Raw genomic sequence first — 23,572 nt, 5'->3', positions numbered from 1 at the left:
TTATATTTTAATAAAAATAATACACAAAATATAGATATTTTTATTGGTAAAATAAAACAATTTGTATTTAATTGTATTGCTCTTATGCTTTATGCACTTTAAAGAAAAGCCTTACAATTCTTAAAATGCACTCCCATAATATTGGTTCAAAGTACTCAAACGCCTAACACAGCAAAACATGGCTGCGTGCTCACCTTGTTTTGTAAAATTGATAAAAAGTGTCTCTCTGCTCATTTATCAGCTCTTTTTTAGTAAATCGGCATCATCATACACTCTCCTAACCCCTAATGTTACTACAGCCCATAAAACTTGAGACGCTTCATGAAGAGGACTTATTCTTTCTAAAGTGTTTACCTCACGCAATCTTCCCTGTTTGGTATATGCAAGAGACATGGTTTTAACTGATTCAACATAACCAAATTTGAAATACGAAAATCCTATGGTATTCATGATCTCTCATGAAAAACAATGTGTTATCATTATAAATCAACGTGACAGTGCTGTTATGAAGAGAACTCCTTGCACATCTTAATAGTCCATAGCGATTTAACTGGATATTATTTTATATTCTGTACACAAATGAAGTATTTTTATAAAAATGCTTCATCTCAGGCAGAAAAAAGAACAGCTCGTTAAAAAAGAAAAACACCTTAAAGCTTGCCTTTCTTTTTTCCATGAGAGTTTCAAATTGATAAGCCTGTCTGAAAAGAGTGCTGTTTATGCCCTTAAAGATACTGCTCTTGTATCAAGATCACTTACTCAGATGAGAATTGCAGTTTAGCCAAATGCGCATAAACATTATTTTTTATAATGAGTTGTGTGTTCCTTCTTCCACAAGAAAGCCTTTATCCATCACGAGAATGCGATCCGCTTTTAAAATTGTTGCAAAACGATAGGCAATGACCAAGGTTGTACGATTTTGCATCAACCCTTCTAAGGCATCTTGCACCAACTTTTCACTGTTTGCATCTAAAGAAAATGTTGTTTCATCAAGTAGTAACACTTTGATTTATAATAATAATTCATTGTCTTGTATGTTGAATGAGAATTCTGAATATCATAGGATTCTCTCATTTCAAATCTGTTCCATGTTGCATCAACCAAAACTATGTTTCTTGCATGTACCAAGCGGGGAAAACCCGCGTGAATAAAAAACTATTAAGAAAAGATTTAAAATGCCTCTCATGAATCGTCTCAAGTGCTAAGGGCTGTCGCAACATCCACGAGTTGGCAAAGTGTATGATAGTGCTGGCTTGCTTCTTCATAAGCGCAAATATGCAGGTGCACAATAGCTTTACCGTTATAGCATTCATGGATGCCGTCGCGAAATGGACTTGGATGCTCTTTGAGAGATGTATCTTTAAAATAAGCCCGTGAAATTGTAACAAAACGGCGTTCTGTTTTCCGTGAGGAACAAAATCCCATTAAAAAACGGAATAAACAAAAGTGTGAAGCAATAAGCAATCTCCATTATTTAAAAGATATTGCTCTGAGCTGGCAAAGTGTGTGATGGTGCTGGCTTGCAGTTAAGAGGGCTGCATTTCTTAAAATCGCCTATGCAATACCAATGCGTTGTCTTTGCCCTCCAGAAAGCATGGTACTGCGTTCTCCTCCTTGCGTATCAAAGTCGTTTGGTAAAGCTTGAATAAATTCAAGTGCATTGTCCGCTTTAGCGGCAGCAAGAATTTCTTCTTCATGGGTATTTTCAATTCAAAAAAGATGAACTGTTTGCAATCGTTTTATCTGAGATTTTTATACGCTATGAGAAGAGGTGTATGCGTGTATTTCAAAATGATTTTTGAATTTAAAAAACGCAACCACAATGATTTATAAGGGTTTAAGACCCATCTGTTTATGTCGGATGCGTTTTTGAATTAATATTTAAAGTGCACTCTTTGACAGGATAAAAAAACCATCGTTTGCAATCGTTTTGTTTAAAATTTTTGTACCTCATAAGAAGGAGGCTTTTACATGCCAATATTACCAAAACGATTTTTGAACTTAGAAAGACGACCACCACGGTCTACAAGTGTTTGGGAGCCACCTGTCCATGCTGGATGCGTTCTTGGGTCAATATCTAGATTAAGGGTATCACCTTCTTTTCCCCAAGTGGAACGCGTCGTATATTGGGTTCCATCCGTCATTACAACGGTAATTTTGTGATAGTTGGGATGAATATTCGCTTTCATGCGTCAAACCTTTTGCGTTTATAGAATGAAAGAACACTTACTCATTTTTTTAAGTGCACTTCCTTTGTCTTTTTGATACATTGATTAAAGTATTTATTTCTATAGCTGAGCACGCATCAAAAAACAAGTGTTCAAGATACATCATTGTATCAAGTGTTATAAATCATTTAATAGAGTGAGCGAAATTTTATAATGTTACATTATCATTCAGAAAAATCTACGAAATCTTCCCATAAAAAATCTTCATTCTCTTCGCTTGCAATTTTTGTTCCTTATCTTTTGCGCTATCGTTGGTTGTTTATCTTTGCCTTTATTGCTTTGTCTGTTGCTGCTCTTGTCACATTAGCTTTGCCTGTGGCTATCCGCCAAATGTTTGATCATGGGTTTTCTACTTCAAGCCATGGACATATCAATTTTTACTTTGGAATTTTGTTTATCTTAGCCTTGTTTCTCGCTTTTGCTTCAGCAGCCCGTTATTACTGTGTTATCACCTTAGGAGAACGGATTGTTGCCGATTTACGGCGTGATGTGTTTGTCCATATTATGAAACTCTCTCCTGCTTTTTTTGATCGGTCACATTCAGGAGAGATTGTTTCAAGGCTTCTAACCGATACCACACAAATAAAATTAGCTGTGGGCTCTACCGCCTCTACCGCTTTGCGTCAGCTGATTATCGTGATCGGAGCCGTCGTGATGATGGTGATCACCAATGCTAAATTATCTTTGCTGGTTCTGGCTGCTATTCCTATTGTGGCCATTCCCTTGGTGGTCTTTGGACGTAAAGTTCGCTCTCGTACCCGCGCGGCGCAAGATCGTCTCGCAGATGCTAATGCTGTCGCTACAGAGCAGGTAAGTGCTATTCGCACTGTGCAAGCTTTTACCGCTGAAAAACTCGTTACAATACGTTTTTCACAATTGATAGAACGTGCTTTTCAAACAGCACGTGCTTCTGTGATCTTGCGCTCCTTTTTTACGGGGTTTGCAATTTTTTTGGTTTTTAGCAGTGTGATTGCTGTTTTATGGATCGGATCGCGCGATGTTTTGAATGGAACGATGACAGGAGGGACATTAGGGCAATTTGTCCTTTATGCGGTTTTTGGAGCTTCTACTTTTGCGCAATTATCGGAATTGGGAGCAGAATTAATCCAAGCAGCAGGTGCTGCTGAGCGGCTTGCCGAATTGTTACAAGAACAACCTACTATTGTAGCACCTAAAAATCCTTTATCATTGGCGCAACCTGTTCGAGGTGAACTTGTTTTTGATCAAGTTGATTTTACCTATCCCTCTAGACCACAAGAGAAGGTTTTACGCTCGCTTTCATTTTCTGTAAAAGCAGGCGAAACGGTTGCTTTTGTTGGGGCTTCTGGAGCAGGAAAAAGCAGCATTTTTTCTTTGATCCTTCGTTTTTATGATCCAATAAGTGGAACAATTCGGTTGGATGGCATGGAAATTAATCGCCTTTCTTTACAAGATTTACGCAGTGCAATTTCCTATGTTCCACAAGATGTCGCCATTTTTGATGGAACATTGCGCGATAATATTATTTTTGGAACTGAAAATACCCATGAAGAGGAAATCCTTGCTGCTGCTAAAGCGGCTAATGCACTTGAATTTATTCAAGCTTTACCAGATGGCTTGGATACGCAAGTAGGAGAACGCGGTACCATGCTTTCTGGGGGGCAAAAACAACGCATTGGTATTGCGCGGGCAATTTTAAGAAATGCACCTCTCTTGCTGCTTGATGAAGCAACATCGGCTTTGGATGCAAACAGTGAAAAGTTGGTGCAAGACGCTTTAGAAGGATTGATGCAAAACCGCACAACATTGGTCATTGCGCATCGTTTGGCAACAATTTTAAAAGCAGATCGCATTCTTGTTATGGATAAAGGCGCCCTTGTGGAAGAAGGAACGCATGCCGAACTTGTGGCAAAAAATGGCGTTTATGCCTATCTCGCAAAATTGCAATTTTCACCTGAGTGAGTGATCTTGATACAAGAGCAGTACTTGGGCAGCAGTACTTGGGCGTGAATACCGCGCTTTACAGGCAGAGGATTATTAATTTAAGGGCTCATGGAAAAAAGAGGGATAAGAATTAAGATGAAAAAGAGGAGCAAGAATTGAGGCAGTTTCTTTTTGAATTACAGGTTGTTCTTTTTTCTGCATAAGGTAGATCATTTTTATAAAAACGCTTCTATGTACAGAATATAAAACGATGCCAAGTTAATCTCTATGATTAAGGTGTATAAAGAACTCTCTTCATAATAAAACCGTCATGTTGTTTATTATAAAGATAATTTATTATTTTTCGTGAGAAATCCTAATACCATAGGATTTTCTTATGCTAAACTCTCATAGTGAATCAAACAAAATCTTTTGCTTGCACATCACAAGTGGGGTTGGTGTGTGGAGTGAAACTGTACAAGAAAGGAGCAAGAACCTCTCTTGCCCCTTTAAGTTCCAAGAACTGTCACAACATTGGAGCGCTGACAAAAGAATATACGCTGGCAAAGATTAATAATGGTGCTCGCTTGCTTGAGTCCCTTATACAGCTTACTTGATAGACTCTACCCTAAAAACTTACCCCACTCTTTAAAAAAAATTAATATGAAAAATTTTTCATGCCCTCTATCTCAGCGCTCTAAACAATAGTGTTTACCGAAAATCATGACAAGCTGTAATTTATAAATACGCTTCTCTCATCTGTAAGAGTATCCTTTTATTCTCTTTTAAAAAACGAACATTTTTTGAACATTGTTTGCAGATTCTTATTATTGAAAAAGAGCAAAGATTTTTTAGCGTTTTTGGGTGTCTCTATAATTTTTGTGTGAGCGCGTATGAGCAACAGCTTTTGTAATAAACCCGCTTTTGGCAAAATTGTAAAATTTTATTAAATTTATTGTTTGTAAATATCACCACGACCACTGTCTTTTCTTGAAGACATGCAACCTAAAAACACCTTCTCTTTGTTTATAAATCGTCTCTCCAACTCTCTCTTCCAGTCATAGCCTATAAAAGTAAGGATAGAGTGCTTTGATTGTACACTATCTTCTCATCCCCTCCAAGCCCCACAATCCCATCATTTATATTTACAGCCCTCATTTTATAGCACCTCCTGTCGTGCTTTAAGAAGGCATTTTAACGATGATAGGAACGTGTACAAAAGTATCTAGAGCAATATCTTTTAAATAATGGAGATTGCTTATTGCTTCACACTTTTGTTTATTCCGTTTTTTAATGGGATTTTGTTCCTCACGGAAAACAGAACGCCCTTTTGTTGCAGTTTCATGGGCTTGTTTTAAAGATATATCTCTCAAAGAGTACCCAAATCCATTTCGCGACGGTGTCCATGAATGCTATAACGGTAAAGCTATTGAGCACCTTCATCTTTACGTTTGTGAAGAAGCAAGACGGCACCATCACACACTTTGCCAACTCGTGGATGTTGCGACAGCCTTTGGTACTAGAGAGGGGTCATAGGAGGCATTTGTAGTCTCCTTTCTTCTATAGTTTTTACTCACACACCAGCCCCGCTTGTGATGTGCAAGGGAATGGTTTTGATTGATCCAAGATAAACAGATTTGAAATGAGAAAATCTTACGTTATTCGGGCGACTAATTCAATATAAATAATGCTAAATTATCATTATAAATCAATGTATTGTGCAAATATGATATATCTTTAGGGTCTTTATGTTTTAAAGCTTGCACAAAATCATAATTTTTTTGTATAGCGAGCCAAGTGTGTGTAAAATACACACCCTAACCATTTCAAATCATTCAGCTGTTTCAAGAACAGATAAGCCAAGTTCTACGATTATATCTTCAATCACAAATTCATCGAAGTGCAGCGGATTTTCATCATTTTTTAGCGCTCCCTCTTCAGTAATCCTCTAGATAATTAACTCATTCAGCATCTATACCAGCAAAGCGAAATATTATGTGCTAATTTTTCTTTACATTCATTAACCAAGAACCCTCAAAATGACCTTTTAGCGGATAGAGCCAAAAGGATGAGTCATTCAAAAATCATTTGGTGATATAACTATATCAAGAGCACCGAGAATATGTCTTAGTTTCTAAGGATAGGCGATTTACTCCCTTTTATCGTATCAGTCTTGTCGAAGGCTTTAAGTCTTTTATGTTTAAATCAAAAAATCATAATTGGATTATATTGCATAAAGATGCTTTTTCTCATTTTTCCATTTAACACACGATAAGGTACCATTTAGGCACGATGAGAAGCTTTCCCCTTATATCATGATTTCAGAGCTGCATGAGAAGAATAAAAGATGATGTGGCTTAATAAGAGAGTTTGTTCATAAGCCGTTTGGGTGTCTTAATCAAGGATGCCGTTAGGCGCACCGCCCTTGTAAAGGGTTGCCTTGAGGCTTAAGGACCCAAGGCTTTTTAGTCCCTTCATTAAAAACGCGGGTCTGATGTCATTATTTTGGAGAGCGATTATGAAGAATTTGAGAGGCAGACAGCCTCTCATTTTGATTTGTATGCAAACGAATTGCACCCTATTTATTCAGGGAGAATAAGAACATACCCAGGAGGTGCTAAACGGAATAAGAGAGCGTCGTAACCCCACGCAGCATACAGGGAGCAAATAGAAAAAATGCCTTCACCAATTGCTAAAAGTAATGTGAGCGATATACCGGCCTCATCTGCTGTTGCTTCGCGGCGTTGTAAGTAGTATCCGACAAAAAAGAAAAAGCACGTTATTCCACTCGCACCTGCAAAGAAGCTTAGTACGGCATGAACCGGTCCACGTATGCTGAACAGGATAAGAAAAATTGTGAAAGTAAATACTGTAAAGATCCCTTCGAATACCCTACGCACCATATTGCACAATTTTCGCATCATAATTGCAGAAAAGCTCTGTTCTACGTATCGATTTTTTCTTTTGATGCTTGTATTCTTAGAAGATATACTGTTATTTTTAGAAGATATACCGTCCACAATTCCCCCCATTTTAAAGCAAAAACGCTATAAATTTAATCGCTTATAATTATATCATCACAAAAGACAAGAAAAATTTATTCATTTTAACGAAAAAATAGGTGTTTTATTGAGGAGCAAATCTATTTTCTTTCGCAAGAGTTATTCAATTCGTTCGCCAATAGAAAAACTACCCCCATTGAAGAGGAAGCTATCCTGACGCAGAAAAGCTTCATAAGCTGTATTTCAATCCGCTCAGAAATCGCAACTCTCTAATCTACCCGCTTAATCCACCTTTAAAACTGCAATCAAATAAATTCTGCTGATGACAAGTAATGATAACATGAAAAAGAAAAAATATCACAATATCAAACTCTTCAATACAGTATGAGCTTTATGATTTTCACGCAAAAAGCAAGTACCACCTCATGAACGACACCATACTAAAGTGCTGTGCATTCACAAATTTCCTAGCATTATCTCCGCTTCTCGAAATTGCACCTCTCCCGCAATCTTATCTCTCGATAGCACCCATTAAAGGCTTTTAAAAGGTCCAAGGAAAAAACTCTCTGAAAAAGCTTTCAAGCCTAAAACGCCCCCGCCATTTTTATCATGATGAGGGCACCAAAAATCACGCAGAAATATGAAAAATCTCCCCGCATTTAAGAACAGAGCTTGTGCTTCAATCGCACGCTTTTTCTTGTTCTTTTGTCCATTGTCCCAAGGCCGCAAGATGGTTCATCCGAGCCCGATGACGAAATGCCTTCTGTGCAACAGCAATATTTTCATCTTTTCCAGCCCATGCTGTTAAGGCTGCTGCTTGCAATGCGCGTCCATAGGAAAAGGTCAATTTCCAAGGCAATGAGCCTAAAGAATTCATGGCAGATAAATGCGCTGTTGCTTCCTGATCGGACTGTCCTCCAGAAAGAAAAGCAATTCCTGGAACAGCAGCAGGAACCGTTTGTTTAAGCACCTGGACGGTCTTTTCAGCAACTTCTTCAACACTAGCCTTGCGTGCATCCTTGCCATCAATCACCATATTGGGCTTTAAAATCATCCCCTCCAAAAGAATACGGGCTTCAAACAATTCTTTAAAGACAGCCTGTAAAACAGCGCGTGTCACCTCAAAGCAACGCGTAATGGAATGCCCACACGACGGTCCATCCATTAACACTTCCGGTTCAACAATGGGCACAATATTCAACTCCTGACACAAAGCAGCATAGCGTGCGAGAGCTTGTGCATTTTGTCTTATGGCCCCTCTTGTTGGCAAAGTATCGGCATTAATAGCAATTACCGCCCGCCATTTAGCAAAACGTGCTCCCAAAGCGTAATAGTCTTTTAGCCGCTCACGAAGACCATCCAACCCTTCGGTAATTGTCTCTTGCGGAAAAGCAGCCAATGGTTTGGCTCCCGTATCAACTTTAATGCCTGGCAAAGCGCCTGAATCCCGAATAAGATCCGTCAACATTTGTCCAGTTGATGCTTTTTGCCGAATGGTTTCATCAAATAAAATGACTCCAGAAATGGCATTTTCCATAGCTTCTTTTGCGCTAAAAAGCATTTCACGATAAGCACGGCGACTATCTTCATGAGATTCAACACCAATACTTTCAAAACGCTTGCCAATGGTTGCCGTACTTTCATCTGCTGCTAAAATACCTTTACCTGTATACACCAAAGAAAGTGCAATATCTTCAAGCCGTTCGTTCATAAAAAAATCCTCTTTATTTTGTCTTTAAATTTTCCAAAAGTGCGCACCACGCGCGATATACTCTACATAACAACACAGTTCTTTTTTTAGCTGCACTTTAAATAAACATTTAAGCTTGCATAAGGGCAAAAATGCCAGGTAAAATCTTACCTTCCATCCATTCCAAAAAAGCTCCTCCAGCAGTCGAGAGATAAGTAAAATCATTGGCAACACCAGCATGATTAAGAGCGAAAACCGTATCGCCTCCTCCCGCAATTGAAACCAGTTTCCCTTTTTGACTACGTTCTGCTGCATAGCGTGCCACGGCAATTGTTCCCTTATCAAAGGGAGGCATCTCAAAAACACCAAGGGGTCCATTCCACACAAGGGTAGCAGCTTCATCAATTGCAGCATTGATATGCGCAATAGAACGTGCACCAACATCCATAATCATGCCATCTTGTGGAATATCTTCAATGTCATAAAGACGATGCGGTGCATCTTTTTCAAAGCGAAATCCAACGACAGCATCCTGAGGGAGCAGAAGCTTACATTGACACTCTTGCGCTTTTTTAATGATTTTTTTAATTGTTTCCATCAATGCATGTTCACACAGTGATTTCCCTACATGGATACCTTGCGCCGCTAAAAAACTGTTGGCCATGCCCCCACCAATAATTAAGGAGTCGACTTTTTCCACCAAATGATTGAGCACAAAAAGCTTACTAGAAACCTTGGCACCTCCCACAAGAGCAATTACAGGACGTGTTGGATTGCCCAATCCTTTTTCTAATGCCTGCAACTCACCTTGCAAAGAACGCCCCGCATAGGAAGGCAACAAATGTGTTATGCCCTCTACCGAAGCATGGGCACGATGAGAAACTGAAAAAGCATCATTAACATAGAGATCGCCATTATGAGCCAAAGCTTCTGCAAAAGAACAATCATTTTTTTCTTCCCCTGAATGAAAACGAACATTTTCAAGCAGTAAAACACCACCATTTTGTAATGACTCAACTGCAACCTGCACCGCCGAACCGATACAGTCCGGAGCAAAAGCAACCGGCTGATTAATGATCTTTTCCAATACTTGTACAACAGGACGGAGTGAAAACTCTTGTTCTACCTTTCCTTTGGGGCGACCACAATGAGAAAGCAGAATAAGTTTAGCACCACGCTTTTGTAGCTCAACGAGTGTTTCTTTATGTCGTACAAGACGCGTCTCATCGCATACCTTACCTTGCGCCATAGGAACATTAAAATCTACGCGCACCAGAACACGTTTACCTAAAACATCAACATCATCAAGTGTACGAAACCCCATCACTGCTTCCTCTTCACTTTCCATTGTTTCAAATAAAAACGCATCCAACAACCCTGCCCACTTTTCTTTCCACTTATCCCCCTCTTTGCTTTTACAAGAGATCCACGACAGCCTATCTCTCACCCTTTGCTTAATAAAAATCCAAAGCTTTTATCGTCAAATGTACAAAAGCCCACCATTGCTCTTAATCTTCATATTCCATTGTGGCAAACAAATGCATTGGCTCAACTTGATCTCTATTAAAGCTTCCTTTTACTTCTAGGAAAAAGAGTTTACATCTCCTTTTTTATGACGTTTTCTCAAAAGGTATCTCGTTCAGATCTTACTTTTCAAAGTTTACTCTTTCATGCATCTTTTAAAAGCACGTATTGACACAGTATTAAAACAAAACACATCATCAATTTTTCAATAGCCTCTTCCTCTAGCGCATGAGAACAACAGCCTCTAACTGTTTTTCTCAAAATTGCACAAAAATGAGACTTTTCCCTATAAAAAGAGGACCCTGAGGTCCTCTTATATTGTCTTAGCAAAAGCCACAGCCGTATCACTCATACGGTTAGAAAAGCCCCATTCATTATCATACCAAACCAAAACGCGACAGAGCTTACCATCAATCACTTTTGTTTGATCATTGTGGAAAATAGCTGAATGAGGATTATGATTAAAATCACAACTCACGAGTTTCTCTTCTGTCGTGTCTAAAATTCCCTTCAAAGGACCTTGTGCAGCAATAGCAATGGCTGTATTAATTTCTTCGATTGTTGTGGAACGCTTAGCGATAAATGTCAAATCAACCACAGAAACATTAGGGGTCGGAACACGAATCGATACACCATCAAGCAATCCCTTTAATTCTGGCAAGACCAATCCCACAGCTTTTGCCGCTCCTGTTGAGGTAGGAATCATAGAAAGAGCTGCCGCACGTGCACGATAAAGGTCCCGATGCATTGTATCCAACACAGGTTGATCACCCGTATAAGAATGGATTGTTGTCATAAAGCCCTTTTCAATGCCCACTGTGTTGTGTAAAACTTGTGCAACAGGCGCCAAACAATTGGTTGTACAAGAAGCATTTGAAACAACGCGATGCTCGCTGCTTAAAGATTGATGATTAACCCCATAGACGACCGTAAGATCTGCTCCTTCAGAAGGCGCAGAAATAAGAACACGCTTTGCCCCCGCCTCCAAATGAGCACTTGCTTTATCACGCGCCGTAAAAATGCCCGTACATTCCAAAGCAATATCGATATCCAAATCTTTCCAAGGCAATTGAGCAGGATCACGCTCTGCGCATACCTTTATTAAACCACCTCCCACATCAATAGCATCCCCCACCACCTCAACAGTTCCAGGGAAGCGCCCATGAACTGAATCATAGCGCAACAAATGGGCATTTGTTTCCACAGATCCTAAATCATTAATTGCAACCACTTTAATATCTTGTCGTCCACTTTCTACAAGCGCACGTAAAATATTGCGTCCAATACGACCAAACCCATTAATTGCAACACGAACCGTCATTTCACATGTTTCCTCATCAATTTTTAAAAGCACACCATTTAAAACACAATAAATAGGTATTTCATCAATCCCAAATCATTAATTCCTATAACGTCAATATCTTGATTAATCACTTACTTATCCACAATAATGCACAAGATCATCCACAACACTGTACAGTATAGACGCCCTACGACCAAACCAACTCATGACAACACAAGTTGTCATTTTGTCTTTTCCTCTTTGATCTTTCCAAGCTCTTTTTCTGCGGTCGCAACGACATTTTCCCAAGTAATACCAAAATGCGCATAAAGGGTATCAATTGTTCCACTTGCCCCAAAGCCCTCCATACCAATAAACACACCATCACAGCCAATAAAACGGTCCCATCCTTGGGAGACAGCAGCTTCAATAGCAATTTTAATCGGTGCCTCTCCAATGAGAGCACGCTGATAGGAGAGAGATTGTTGAGAAAAAAGTTCAAAACAAGGAACAGAAATCACACGCGTTGGGATATTTTTTTCTTCTAAAACCGCATGTGCTTGTACCGCAATTTGCAATTCTGAACCGGAAGCAAATAAAGTCACTTGCGCTTCATCACTGGCCGTTAATAACTCATAAGCACCAAGCATACAGAGATTTTCTTCTTCATACTCTTGACGCAAAAGCGGTAGATTTTGTCGACTCAAAGCCAAGGTAGAAGGTGTTCCGCGTGCTTTCAAAGCCAATTGCCAACATTCGACTGTTTCCATGGCATCAGCAGGGCGAAATACAAGATGATTAGGCATGGAACGCAGGCAAGCCAAATGCTCCACAGGTTGATGGGTAGGACCATCCTCACCAAGACCAATAGAATCATGGGTCATGACATAAACCACCCGCAACCCCATAAGAGAAGACAAACGCATAGCGGGACGCATATAGTCAGAAAAGCATAAAAATGTTCCCCCATAAGGAATAAAGCCCCCATGAAGAGCAAGCCCATTCATTATAGCGCCCATTGCGTGTTCGCGAATTCCATAATGCAGATAGCGCCCTGAAAAATCATCTGCAGAGATACTTTTCATTTGGCTGCTTTTTGTGTTATTGGACCCTGTTAGGTCGGCAGAACCACCAATGGTTTCCGTAATGACTTCATTGATCACTTCAAGAGCCATTTCCGAAGCTTTACGCGTAGCAACAACGGGGCGCTCTTCAACCAATTTCTGTTTATAAGCATCGATAGCGCCATCAAATCCGCCCACGAGATCGCCCCGCATCAATCTTTCAAACTCCACACGCTCTGAAACAGGAAGATCAGCAAATTTTTCTTCCCATTTTTGACGTTTTTTAGCAGCATTGAGACTAGCCAAGCGCCAATTATCGAGAATATCGGCTGGAATAACGAAAGGCTCAGCATCCCACCCTAAAGCGATACGGGTTTCAGTGATTTCTCGTGCACCCAAAGGGGCACCATGAACTTTATTGGTACCCGCTTTATTGGGTGCTCCAAAACCAATTGTTGTTTTACAAGCGATCAAAGTTGGTTTATCGGAATTTTGTGCCGCCTCAATAGCTCGCGCAATTGCTGCTTGATCATGCCCATTGACTTTATGTGTCTCCCAACCAGATGCCTTAAAACGCGCAATCTGATCTGTACTATCAGCAAGGGAAATCTCTCCATCGATAGAAATATTATTATCGTCCCACAACACAATAAGCTTATTGAGTTTCAAATGACCAGCAAGGGAAAGTGCTTCTTGAGATATCCCTTCCATAAGGCATCCATCGCCCACCAACGCATAAGTGTAATGGTTGATAAGATCACCAAAACGAGCATTTTGCAAACGCTCTCCAAGAGCCATCCCCACGGCATTAGCCAATCCTTGTCCGAGAGGACCAGTCGTTGTTTCGATTCCCGCCACATGCCCATATTCTGGATGCCCAGCAAGCTTTGCTCCTAATTGGCGAAAATTTTTGAGATCTTCAATGCCAATATCTTCATAACCAGAAAGATACAAGAGAGCATAAAGCAACATAGACCCATGTCCTGCTGATAACACAAAACGATCACGGTTAGGCCAGCGAGGTTTTTTGGGGTCATGAGCAAGGAATCTTGTATAAAGAACCGTAGCAATATCGGCGGCTCCCATTGGCAAGCCTGGATGACCAGAATTTGCTTTTTCAATCGCATCAATAGCAAGAAAACGGATAGCATTGGCCATCTGATTCTGTTGGTGGGTGTTTGTCATGAATAATCGACCATTTCGTTAAATACGTTATTCTGTTGCTTTTTCCGTATTCTCTTAAAGTTCTCAAGAAATACTATTTTCTAATCCTTAGCGTGAGACTTTTTGCCACCACTTCAATAATATTAATAACATTCCCCTCACGCGTTCTGTATATCCATGTCATTTATGCCAATACGCGCAAAAAATCCAGCTTTTAATTTATATCTATCCCCTGCTTTGCTTGCTAAAATATCCTATATCCTTAAAAATAAAATGCACACAACACAAGAGTGAAAGTGATTCGTTTTTGCATAACACATTGATAAAGGATACAATTACCCAAAGGATAAAGGCAATGAACCAAGAGACTACAGTTCTACAAGATGCTTTAGAGCACCTAGAAAAGGCACTTAGAACTTTAGAGATTACCATAATAAACCGCAATGCCGTTATTGATAAAAATAACGAATGGGAAGAAGAAATCCAACGAATGAATGCTGACCGCAGCCATCTTGCCCAAGCGCTTGACAAAGCTGAAGCCCAAATTGAACGCTTAGAGTCCGTAAACAAAGAAGTTTCCAAACGTCTTATTAAAGCAATGGAAACAATTCGTGTTGTCATTGATAGATAAAGGTTTGAATGTATGGAAACTGTTTCCGTTACCATTGATGGTAAAATTTATCGCATGGCTTGTGACAAAGGACAAGAACGTCGTCTTATTGCGCTTGCTGCTCAATTGGATCAATATATCACACATTTAAAGAACAATTTTGGTGAAATTGGCGACCATCGTTTATCGGTTATGGCTGGCATAATGATTATTGATGAAATGGAAGAAATAAAACGAGAAAATAAAAAATTACAAGAAGACTACAATACTCTTTTACGACTCCACAACGAAAGAGACCGCACCATGGGGAAAATTATGCGTGACACCACACAACGCATTGAAAATCTCACCAACCAATTGCTCAAAGATGATCAAAACTGCACAAACATTCAAGAACAAGAACAGGAAGATTTCTAAAAAGTACATCAGCGCGTAATAAACCAAGATTTGACTTGCCTCTCACACCTTACAGAACAAAAATCCTAAAACCCACACCAGTGTGTAAACAGTCTGGTTTTTTATAGGAAAGATTCCAGCTACTCACGACTTATGGGATTAACTTAAACCTCAACAAGAAAGCCCTACCCTGAATATTTCACCTCCGCACAAACACTTCCTATATCAAGGAGGCTACCTTATATCACCACATTTCAAATGAGATGTCTTTTAAAAGCTCAATAAGATAACAAAACCAACATCATTGTAAAAAAAATCATATAAATGACAACAACAACAAACAAATAAAGCACCCTTCGAAAAAAAGAGCTATATTCATGTTCCCTATGAATGCATGCCAAAAAATTCTTTCCCCTAGATAATACAATATATATTAAAAAATAACCTTATCTATTATACCGTAAAACACCGCTATTTGATAATATAAGCACCATAGAGTCTTTGCGCCTGAAATGTCCATCCGATGAAACCCACCGAAAAGAACCGTATCATTTATAAACCAGCGTGAATTAAGTATTTTCATCCTTTAGAGCAGGAAAAAAGTCAAATCCAAAGAGTATGTTAATCTCATACAACCTCAAACATCATAAACAACAATAGCTCTTGAAACCATCCTCTACCGACATCTTTATCCTTATAACAAATAATCCATATTTCTCTCCCCACCCCTCAAAATCTCCAAGCTTAATAAAAGAAAGAGCAAGTCGGCATCATCATTATAGTCAGCCCTCAATATTGCAACAGCCCCCTTGGCTCTTGAAACGCTTCATAAGAAGTATGCCTTTCTTGTACAATTTTTACCCACATGTCCCACCCACTTATGACGTACAAGCAAAGAGTTATGATTAACAAAACATAAATAAATTTAAGAGAATCTTACGGTATTCGGGGTTCTAATTCAAGTTTAATAACGATAAATTATCATTATAAATCAATATGTTGCAAATGCCCCGACAAAGCATATTTAAAAACACATTCACCCATCACTTTTTCTTATAACATACCAGTACGATTTTTTAGGTACATAATTTTAACTTTATTCAATTCTGTTTGCAAAAGTTTAAAATGAGAACAATTTCAAGGCTCTCATCCAAAAAGAAAAAGAATAAATTCTCATTATCAATGAACATCTCGCTCGTATAAACATCAATAAAGCAATTCCCAATATGCCTCAATGAAATAAAAAGGGGGCTCCCATTAAATGCCCTACCGTAAAAGCAGCTTCCTCAGAACTAAAACAAAATCAAAAGACAATATCACCGGATCTGCTCCCATCACCAAACTGGACGACCTAACGCAATATCTTGCTATCTTACGATAGGAGATAAAAGAATAATGAGTCTATGGAGGCATTCACAAAAGACGAACAGCCGTTGTTTTTAAAGCCTGTTCAAAGGCGCATGAAAAAACACCATGCGTAAACGGCTCAAATCCCTTTCGTTCCATCTTGAGAGACAGAAGCAATACGCAAGAGATTTGTCGCACCAGGCGTTCCAAGGGGAACACCAGCTGTCACAAGGAAGCGATCTCCCCCTTTGCAAAAACCTTCCTGAAATGCAATGGCTGCTGCACGATCAACCATATCCTCTAAACTCCGTGCATCTTGCGTGACCACACAATGAAGCCCCCAAACGAGAGCCAAACGCCGTGTTGTTTCCACAATGGGAGATAAAGCAATAATCGGTCTATTAGGGCGTTCACGAGAGGCGCGCACCCCCGTTGTTCCTGAAGCCGTATAGGCAACGATAGCGGATAGAGCAAGTGTTTCAGCAATCTGACGCGCAGCAAGAGAAATCGCATCCGTTCCTGTTGATTCTGGTGCTGGATGTTGTGCCCAAACCTGAGCGGCATAAGTATGATCTTGTTCGATTTGCCGCGCGATTCGGTCCATCATAAGCACAGCTTCTTCAGGATAGCAACCAGAAGCAGATTCAGCAGACAACATCACCGCATCTGTTCCTGCATAAACTGCTGTAGCAACATCCGACACTTCTGCGCGTGTGGGAACAGGAGATGTGATCATTGATTCAAGCATCTGTGTTGCCACCACAACAGGCTTTCCTGCTAAACGACAAGCTTTTATCAACTCCATCTGAAGTGCAGGGACCTTTTCCAAAGGCATTTCCACTCCGAGATCACCCCGTGCAATCATAATGCCATCAGATACATCAATAATTTTCTCTATATGCTCCAAGGCTTGAGGCTTTTCGATTTTAGTCATCAAAGACACCTTACTTTTCGTCAACTGACGCACCGCCATAATATCTTCTGGACGTTGAATAAAAGAAAGAGCAACCCAATCAACAGGCTGCTGTAAAAGAGCCTGAAGATCCCCCTTATCTTTTGACGTCATCGCATCAAAAGGCAAAATTGTATCGGGAAAACTGACACCCTTTCGATCAGAAATACGGGTACCAGCAACCACGCGACACTGTACAAAGTGATCATCACAAACTTGCGCACGCAGTTCCACCCTTCCATCATCAATCAACAACCGGTCCCCTGGTTTAACAGCCGAAAATACATCCTCATGAGGGAAAAAAACACGCTGTGCATCACCAAGAACATCACGATTATCTAATGTAAAGCTTTGCCCAACACGCAAATCTTCTTGCCCCTTAGCAAAACGTCCCACACGCAGTTTTGGCCCCTGAAGATCCACCAAAATACCTATGGGGCGTCGAACTGTTTTTTCAACTTCTCGTATAGACTTGACCAAATCACCCAGCATATCACGATCAGTATGGCTCATATTAAGACGAAAAACGTCTGCCCCTGCCCTAAAAAGCTTTTCAATCATCAAACGAGAAAAAGAAGATGGACCAAGAGTTGCAATAATTTTTACTTTACGTGCACGTTTCACGGTGAAGAATTTCCTGAAAGAGAAGGTATAACTGAATTGTTTAACAAAGACTCATCCGTCAACTGTACCATCCAACTGGTTTGATTTCCGGTATCGATCTCTTTAAATTCAGCCTTTTGATATCCTCGAGGGAAACAATCATGAACCCCTTGAATAGTAAATTGGCTATCTTGTACACACATGGTCACAGAGCCTGCCCAGTTCCCTTTTTTTTGTGCCCCTTCCGCATAAAAATAATAAAACCGTGAAGCAAGAGGCCCCTCAATTAAAGTTTTACACTCCGTCACTGGCACAGTCCACCAGCCTTCACTCACCCACCCTGAAAATGTACGGTATCCAAGAGCAACCCCTACAGACTGCTGAGTTGTATTACAAACCCTAAAGTCAGCTTTTGCAAAAACAACAAGGGGAAACAAGAGCAAAATGCTCAAAAGAAAAACTTTTAATCCTTTCTGAAGCACCCAATATCGTTTTTTTAAAATCACAAAACTTCCTCTATAATGCCAAATTCTCAAAACAAATTACACATTTCTTTTTTTAAAGCTTTTCAAATCTAAAACGTATATTTTTATATTTTTCTTTTTATAGCCCTTTTATCAATGCATATATCTTAAAAATTTTACAAAATATTTAAAGTCAATTTGTAAAAAAACTGTGTAGCTTGACTTACTTTTTATTTTCAAGCTTTTTTAACATAAATTCGTCGTCGAAAAACAACTTAAAATATATAACTTGGAGAAAAATACAATGAACGATACAGTAACCGATCAAACACACGCTATATCCGTAAACCAATTACGCTCTTTTATCGAACGTATTGAACGACTAGAAGAAGAGAAAAAAACCATTTCTGATGATATTAAAGACGTTTACACTGAACTTAAAGGCTCTGGTTTTGATAGTAAAGCTGTTCGAAGCATTATACGGCTGCGTAAAAAAGAAGAGCATGAAAGAATGGAAGAAGAAGCAATCATTGAACTTTATAAAAATGCGCTTGGTATGAATTAAAACCATTGATAACATTGGAAATTTTCTTAAGAAAAGAAAATACAAAAAACAAATGGCAAAAAATAAATGAATGTATAAAAATTTCAACCAACAATAAGCAGTTTGTGTAACTTGTAACGAGACTATCGGTCACAGAATACACAATATTTGTAACAGCCCTCACATTTAAAAGGATTTATACAGAGAATTTTTATTCTTATTCTTCAATCATTTTTATCCACATAAACCCTCACTTGTATGCCAACCTATGCCAACCCAGTTTGTGATGTGCAAGAGAGGTGTTTTTATGATTAAACATCTATAGATTTTAAGTGAGAAAGTCTTCCAATATTGAGGACTCTCTTCAAATTGAAAAAAATGAATTATGATGATAAATCAATTTATTATCTACGAAAAGAAACATATGAAAGCGGTCAGCAGTTGAAATCCGCTAAACGAGAGTCTGAACTGTTTACAAAAGAAGAGGTGGTTAAGGATCTTCGTCTTTTAGGATAGGGAAAAGTGCAGCATATTTACACATTTGATAAAAAGACCCTTAACAAAACTTTATTCAAATCTATTAACGGACTCATAAAGATCATTGATTCGAGAGGTTAGAATGTGATCTCTCCATTTTCCAGAAATCATCAAATAGTCTTTAGCATAGCCTTCTTTTTCAAAATGAAGGCGTTTTAATAAACGTTCGCTTTTTATGTTCTCAGGTCTATAATTTGCCATCACTCTATGCAGATGATAAATATGAAAGATATGCCGTATTAGAGCCGATAAACTCTCAAACATGAGACCTTTTCCTTGTTGTTTTTCATCAAGAGAAAAACCAAGATGACAGGCTTGAAAAACACCCCGAACCACATTTGTAAAATTCACAACACCAATAATTGTGTTTTTATTTTTTAATCGTACGGCATATCGGTATGCTTATCCCTTTGCACTTTCACAAGCAAATGCATTGGCTCGTGTTTCCCAAGCTGTTAGGCTGTGGTAACCATCAGATCTAACAGGTTCAAAAGGACGCAGATGATTCGCATTACGGAGGAAATAAGAAGACAGTTCAGCTGCATCTTCTAAACCGATCAATGTGGAAATTGTTCGCTTTGTTTTAATTACCATCATTTTCTCCTCCTAGAAATGTTGCAATAAAACGTTGATTTATCCTGGAAAACGTTGATTTATCCTGGCAAATCATCATTTTTAAACTCAAATCATAACGTCGAATACAGTAAGCTTTTCTCATCACAACACTTCTTACGTTAGAATTAATGAGGATCATTTGCTTTTCCGTCATAAGCGGGGGTGGTATGTTTAAAGCATAAGGTAAAGACAAGGGCATATTTCTTACGAATGCTCTCAAATTCCAAAGGAGTTGCAAGCAACATTGGGGACTGGCAAGGTATGCAATGGAATTGGCGTACTTCCATATATGAAGTTTTGAAAAAGCTCCCAGCAAAGATAGTTTTGTTTCTTTGCCTTGTAAACGAAGAGCATGCTTGTTTTGCGCTATCATATCACTGTCCCCCCGTATACAAATCCCAATAACCATCGCCTTGAAGTGCTATATGTTACAGTGCAATCTAAAAAGTCTCTGCCATAACTCGTCAACAGCACTGTTCCCGCTAAATCAGCCACAAACTCTTGTAACAAATCAAAGAAAAGCGATGATGCAATACAAATCTTTTAAAATTTTAGATATTACCGTGAACACGCTTCCATTTCTTCGCGTAAAATTTCAAGTTCTAGCCATTCTTCTTGCTTTTGTGTGCAAGTATTTTTCTTTTTTTCCAATGCCGTTGATAAACGCTCAAAACATTCTTTATCGCGGCGATAAAGGGTTGGATCAGAGAGCTCTTGCTCAATTTTTTTGATTTCGTCCTGCAAAACAGCAATTTCTTCAGGCAATTTTTCCAATGCATAAACCTGCTTATAAGACAATTTACCTCGTGTTTTTTTCTCCCGCCCTACCAAGCTATGATCTGTTGATGAGTCCTGCTTTAAAAGCTCTCCCGCATGAGATTTTGAAGGTACTTTACGCTGCGATAATTCTGTTTTTTTGCGTTGTAAACGAAGAGCATGCTGGTTTTGCGCTATCATATCACTATAGCCACCCGCATACAAAACCCAATGACCATCACCTTGAGGTGCCAACATATGCGTTACAGTACGATCTAAAAAGTCTCTGTCATGACTGACCAACAATACTGTTCCCGCAAAATCAGCAATAAATTCTTGCAACAAATCCAAAGTTTCCATATCCAAATCATTGGTCGGTTCGTCAAGAATCAAAAAGTTTGCAGGACGCGAAAGAAGGCGTGCAAGCATGAGGCGTGCTCTTTCTCCCCCTGAAAATTCTTTAAGGGGAGTGCGTGCTTGTTCTGGTGAAAATAAAAAGTCTTTCATATAAGAAACGACATGCCGCTCCAGCCCGTTGATCACAAGAGTATCACCTCTTCCTCCCGTTAAATAATGCGCTAAAGTTTCTTCTTCATTTAAAATACGCTGCTGATCAAGCAATGCCATGGAGAGGTTATAGCCATGCCTCACCGTTCCGCTATCCACGGTTTCTTGCCCAATTAATGCAGAAAGGAGCGTTGTCTTTCCGATACCATTAGGTCCCACCAAACCGATTCGATCACCACGCTGAATGCGCAAAGAGAAATCTTTCACGATCATGCGCTCACCATAGGATTTTGAAATTTTCTTTGCTTCAAGCACCAATTGCCCAGACTCATGACTTTTTGCTGCTGTCAAAAGTGCATTTCCTGGCTGCCCTTTATAGGTTTGATGACGCTGTCTTAAGTCTTTTAATTCGCCTAAGCGCCGTACATTACGCTTACGCCGTGCGCTCACGCCATAACGCAACCATTGCTCTTCACGGGCAATTTGGCGCCCCAATTTATGCTGTTCGATGGCTTCTTCTTCCAGTGCTTTATCACGCCAATTTTCAAATTCTGAAAAACGCTTTTCCAGCCTTTTGGTTGTGCCACGATCAAGCCATACCGTTGACCGCGTAACATTTTCTAAAAATCGCCGATCGTGGGAAATCACCACAATCGCTGAACGCAAAGAAGACAAAACAGCTTCCAGCCATTCAATAGTTGGTAAATCAAGATGATTGGTTGGTTCATCTAAGAACAAAATATCGGGTTTTGCAGCAATGGCCCGTAACAACGAAACACGCCGCTTTTCGCCTCCCGAAAGCGTTTCCAATTTTTCCGTCCCCGAAAACCCTAAATTTGTGCGAAGCGTATTGATCCACTGGACATCAGATGTATCGTCCAGCCCCGCTTCCATATAGGCATTAATATCTTCAAATCCTGAACAATCCGGATTTTGTGAGACATAACGGAGCGTCACTCGCGGGTGGCGAAAAATTTCGCCACCATGAGGTTCTAATATTCCTGCGGCAATTTTTAACAGGGTCGATTTTCCACAACCATTACGGCCGACCAGCGCGATACGCGCCCCCTGCTCAACCGATAAAGAAGCTTGATTGAGCAAAGGTGTTGTTCCAAAATTTAAGAAAATGCGGTCAAGCCGCAGAAGCGGCACCGCCATTAACGAACGCGGCGCGGACAAGGTGCTTTATACATCACCCCTCTTGCATCACGGTAAGCACATAATTGTCTAACAGAAACTCTCTGCCCACAAGGTGCTTGGTAAACATACCCTCTACGACCACGATACGTACACAATTGTGATGCCTGTCTTTGTTGTTTTCTTTGATTTGCAGCTGCACCTGTTACTGTTCCAGCCAAAGCCCCAAATGCTGCACCGGTAAGTGCTGCTCCAGGCGTACTTCCACCAATAGCAGTTCCAGCCAAAGCACCGATTGCTGCTCCTCCTACGCCGTAACGTGCAACGCGTTCATCGTTTGTAGTACAAGCGACTGAACTGAAACCAATGGCCGAAACAACGGCCACTTTAAAAATTGATTTTAACATATCAAAACCTTTCCTTCTCAAGATCAATACATATATCGTTTATGTCGGCACTTCATCACTAGGCCCCCCTCTGCCTTATTCAAAATATATTGGAAGAGCTTTATGGAATAGGCACAGACGCTAACAATATAGCTTTTCCAGAACCTAAATGGCAAGAAAAGGTTCCACAAATACGGTTAGAAAGTGTTAAAGAAGAGCCAAATGACACATTTTTGTCACAAATTTGCCATTTTACTCCCTTAAGCGTTAAACCTTTTAAATCAGAAAAACCGATAATACTAAACAAACATCCCTTAGGCAAATCATACGAACAAGGTTTTGACAAAACCGGCCAACCTTCTTCAAAACCGCTTGTCAACAACACTGAAATACCCCTTTCAGCCATCATCAACGCTTGCGTCATATGAGAAAGGCTATGATCACTTCGCTTCCCTGCCAAAGCACCGCATAAAATAAGCTTTTTAGCGCCATTTTGCAGCGCTCTTTCACATGCCAGAGCACTATCTGTCATATCTTTATCAGAAGGAAAAACTTCACGCGGAACATGACTATATTGACGTATTAAATTCTCATCTGATGAATCAAAGTCCCCTAACCACAACTCAGGCATCACATTAAGCGCTGCCGCATGACGCATACCACCATCAGCAGCAATTACCCGACTGTTTTGAATTTGATTAAGCAAACGATCAGTGATATGAACATCCCCATTTAATAATATCGTAAATGTTGTCATGCCATACTTTGCCTTTCACAAAATTTTCTTTACAGTGCATCTTTTATAAGTGAGAGTCATTTTTTATAAACAAAAAGCGTGATATAGCCAAACGAATCCCTACTC

Annotated in this window: 18 protein-coding genes and 3 pseudogenes; 5 read left to right on the top strand and 16 right to left on the bottom strand. The window is 39.7% G+C overall.

The window, feature by feature from the left end; all coding sequences use genetic code 11:
* Positions 1 to 237: 237 nt before the first annotated feature.
* Together ACFILZ_RS03020 and ACFILZ_RS03015 are read right to left on the bottom strand one after the other, a co-directional pair.
* The gene (locus ACFILZ_RS03020; protein ID WP_375682333.1) at positions 238 to 393 is read right to left on the bottom strand and encodes a hypothetical protein; all 156 of its coding nucleotides are present in this window, start codon (positions 391 to 393) and stop codon (positions 238 to 240) included.
* Between the two features lie 362 nt (positions 394 to 755).
* Positions 756 to 1,003, bottom strand: a pseudogene (locus tag ACFILZ_RS03015) (ABC transporter); the annotation flags it as partial.
* A gap of 172 nt (positions 1,004 to 1,175) precedes the next feature.
* Here ACFILZ_RS03015 and ACFILZ_RS03010 point away from each other — a divergent pair.
* Positions 1,176 to 1,492 (top strand): annotated as a pseudogene (locus tag ACFILZ_RS03010) (integrase arm-type DNA-binding domain-containing protein); the annotation flags it as partial.
* 475 nt (positions 1,493 to 1,967) lie between these two features.
* On the opposite strand, the gene rpmE reads toward ACFILZ_RS03010, so the two are convergent.
* Positions 1,968 to 2,189, bottom strand: a complete 222-nt coding sequence (gene rpmE / locus ACFILZ_RS03005) for a 50S ribosomal protein L31 (protein ID WP_005774581.1) — start codon at positions 2,187 to 2,189, stop codon at positions 1,968 to 1,970.
* Positions 2,190 to 2,378: 189 nt separating this feature from the next.
* Here rpmE and ACFILZ_RS03000 point away from each other — a divergent pair, with 189 nt between their 5' ends.
* On the top strand, positions 2,379 to 4,169 hold the full coding sequence (locus ACFILZ_RS03000; RefSeq protein WP_375610338.1) for an ABC transporter transmembrane domain-containing protein: 1,791 nt from the start codon (positions 2,379 to 2,381) through the stop codon (positions 4,167 to 4,169).
* Between the two features lie 1,142 nt (positions 4,170 to 5,311).
* Here ACFILZ_RS03000 and ACFILZ_RS02995 read toward each other — a convergent pair.
* The 6 genes from ACFILZ_RS02995 to tkt all read right to left on the bottom strand — a co-directional run bounded on the left by ACFILZ_RS02995 (position 5,312) and on the right by tkt (position 13,877).
* Positions 5,312 to 5,503: a hypothetical protein gene (locus ACFILZ_RS02995; protein WP_375610289.1), complete on the bottom strand. Its 192-nt coding sequence runs from the start codon at positions 5,501 to 5,503 to the stop codon at positions 5,312 to 5,314.
* 1,209 nt (positions 5,504 to 6,712) lie between these two features.
* Complete coding sequence (locus tag ACFILZ_RS02990; RefSeq protein WP_375610290.1) at positions 6,713 to 7,054, bottom strand: hypothetical protein; 342 nt, start codon at positions 7,052 to 7,054, stop codon at positions 6,713 to 6,715.
* Positions 7,055 to 7,811: 757 nt separating this feature from the next.
* Positions 7,812 to 8,843, bottom strand: coding sequence for a class I fructose-bisphosphate aldolase (locus ACFILZ_RS02985; RefSeq protein ID WP_375610291.1), 1,032 nt, complete (start codon positions 8,841 to 8,843; stop codon positions 7,812 to 7,814).
* A 109-nt stretch (positions 8,844 to 8,952) separates the two neighbouring features.
* A complete protein-coding gene (locus ACFILZ_RS02980; RefSeq protein WP_375610339.1) occupies positions 8,953 to 10,146 on the bottom strand; it encodes a phosphoglycerate kinase in 1,194 nt (397 codons plus the stop codon).
* 513 nt (positions 10,147 to 10,659) lie between these two features.
* Complete coding sequence (gene gap, locus ACFILZ_RS02975) at positions 10,660 to 11,667, bottom strand: type I glyceraldehyde-3-phosphate dehydrogenase (protein WP_375610292.1); 1,008 nt, start codon at positions 11,665 to 11,667, stop codon at positions 10,660 to 10,662.
* A gap of 203 nt (positions 11,668 to 11,870) precedes the next feature.
* On the bottom strand, positions 11,871 to 13,877 hold the full coding sequence (gene tkt, locus ACFILZ_RS02970; protein WP_375610293.1) for a transketolase: 2,007 nt from the start codon (positions 13,875 to 13,877) through the stop codon (positions 11,871 to 11,873).
* Positions 13,878 to 14,211: 334 nt separating this feature from the next.
* Here tkt and ACFILZ_RS02965 point away from each other — a divergent pair, with 334 nt between their 5' ends.
* Positions 14,212 to 14,487 carry a DUF4164 domain-containing protein gene (locus ACFILZ_RS02965; RefSeq protein WP_005774573.1) on the top strand — a complete coding sequence of 92 codons (276 nt, stop codon included), beginning with the start codon at positions 14,212 to 14,214 and terminating at the stop codon, positions 14,485 to 14,487.
* Positions 14,488 to 14,499: 12 nt separating this feature from the next.
* A complete protein-coding gene (locus ACFILZ_RS02960; RefSeq protein ID WP_375606565.1) occupies positions 14,500 to 14,883 on the top strand; it encodes a cell division protein ZapA in 384 nt (127 codons plus the stop codon).
* 1,465 nt (positions 14,884 to 16,348) lie between these two features.
* Here ACFILZ_RS02960 and pyk read toward each other — a convergent pair.
* Positions 16,349 to 17,785: a pyruvate kinase gene (gene pyk, locus ACFILZ_RS02955; RefSeq protein WP_375610294.1), complete on the bottom strand. Its 1,437-nt coding sequence runs from the start codon at positions 17,783 to 17,785 to the stop codon at positions 16,349 to 16,351.
* On the bottom strand, positions 17,782 to 18,270 hold the full coding sequence (locus ACFILZ_RS02950; protein WP_375610295.1) for a DUF1036 domain-containing protein: 489 nt from the start codon (positions 18,268 to 18,270) through the stop codon (positions 17,782 to 17,784). Before ACFILZ_RS02950 ends, pyk begins: the two co-directional genes overlap by 4 nt.
* Before the next feature lie 262 nt (positions 18,271 to 18,532).
* On the opposite strand from ACFILZ_RS02950, the gene ACFILZ_RS02945 reads away from it, so the two are divergent.
* Positions 18,533 to 18,793, top strand: coding sequence for a DUF2312 domain-containing protein (locus ACFILZ_RS02945; protein WP_005774567.1), 261 nt, complete (start codon positions 18,533 to 18,535; stop codon positions 18,791 to 18,793).
* 546 nt (positions 18,794 to 19,339) lie between these two features.
* On the opposite strand, the pseudogene rimJ reads toward ACFILZ_RS02945, so the two are convergent.
* The 5 genes and pseudogenes from rimJ to ACFILZ_RS02920 form a co-directional block, all read right to left on the bottom strand.
* Positions 19,340 to 19,903: pseudogene (gene rimJ, locus ACFILZ_RS02940) on the bottom strand (ribosomal protein S5-alanine N-acetyltransferase).
* A complete protein-coding gene (locus ACFILZ_RS02935) occupies positions 19,893 to 20,297 on the bottom strand; it encodes a hypothetical protein (RefSeq protein ID WP_375610296.1) in 405 nt (134 codons plus the stop codon). The pseudogene rimJ and the gene ACFILZ_RS02935 overlap by 11 nt, the downstream one beginning before the upstream one ends.
* Positions 20,298 to 20,482: 185 nt before the next feature.
* Positions 20,483 to 22,345, bottom strand: coding sequence for an ABC-F family ATP-binding cassette domain-containing protein (locus ACFILZ_RS02930; protein WP_375610340.1), 1,863 nt, complete (start codon positions 22,343 to 22,345; stop codon positions 20,483 to 20,485).
* A complete protein-coding gene (locus tag ACFILZ_RS02925) occupies positions 22,345 to 22,731 on the bottom strand; it encodes a hypothetical protein (RefSeq protein ID WP_375606568.1) in 387 nt (128 codons plus the stop codon). Before ACFILZ_RS02925 ends, ACFILZ_RS02930 begins: the two co-directional genes overlap by 1 nt.
* Before the next feature lie 100 nt (positions 22,732 to 22,831).
* Positions 22,832 to 23,467: a thiamine diphosphokinase gene (locus ACFILZ_RS02920; protein WP_375610297.1), complete on the bottom strand. Its 636-nt coding sequence runs from the start codon at positions 23,465 to 23,467 to the stop codon at positions 22,832 to 22,834.
* Positions 23,468 to 23,572 lie beyond the last annotated feature (105 nt).

It is taken from the genome of Bartonella sp. AP40SXNS, assembly GCF_042195825.1.
Lineage (GTDB): Bacteria > Pseudomonadota > Alphaproteobacteria > Rhizobiales > Rhizobiaceae > Bartonella.
Note: the sequence above shows the minus strand (reverse complement) of the source record. Positions and strands in the feature narration are given on the sequence as shown.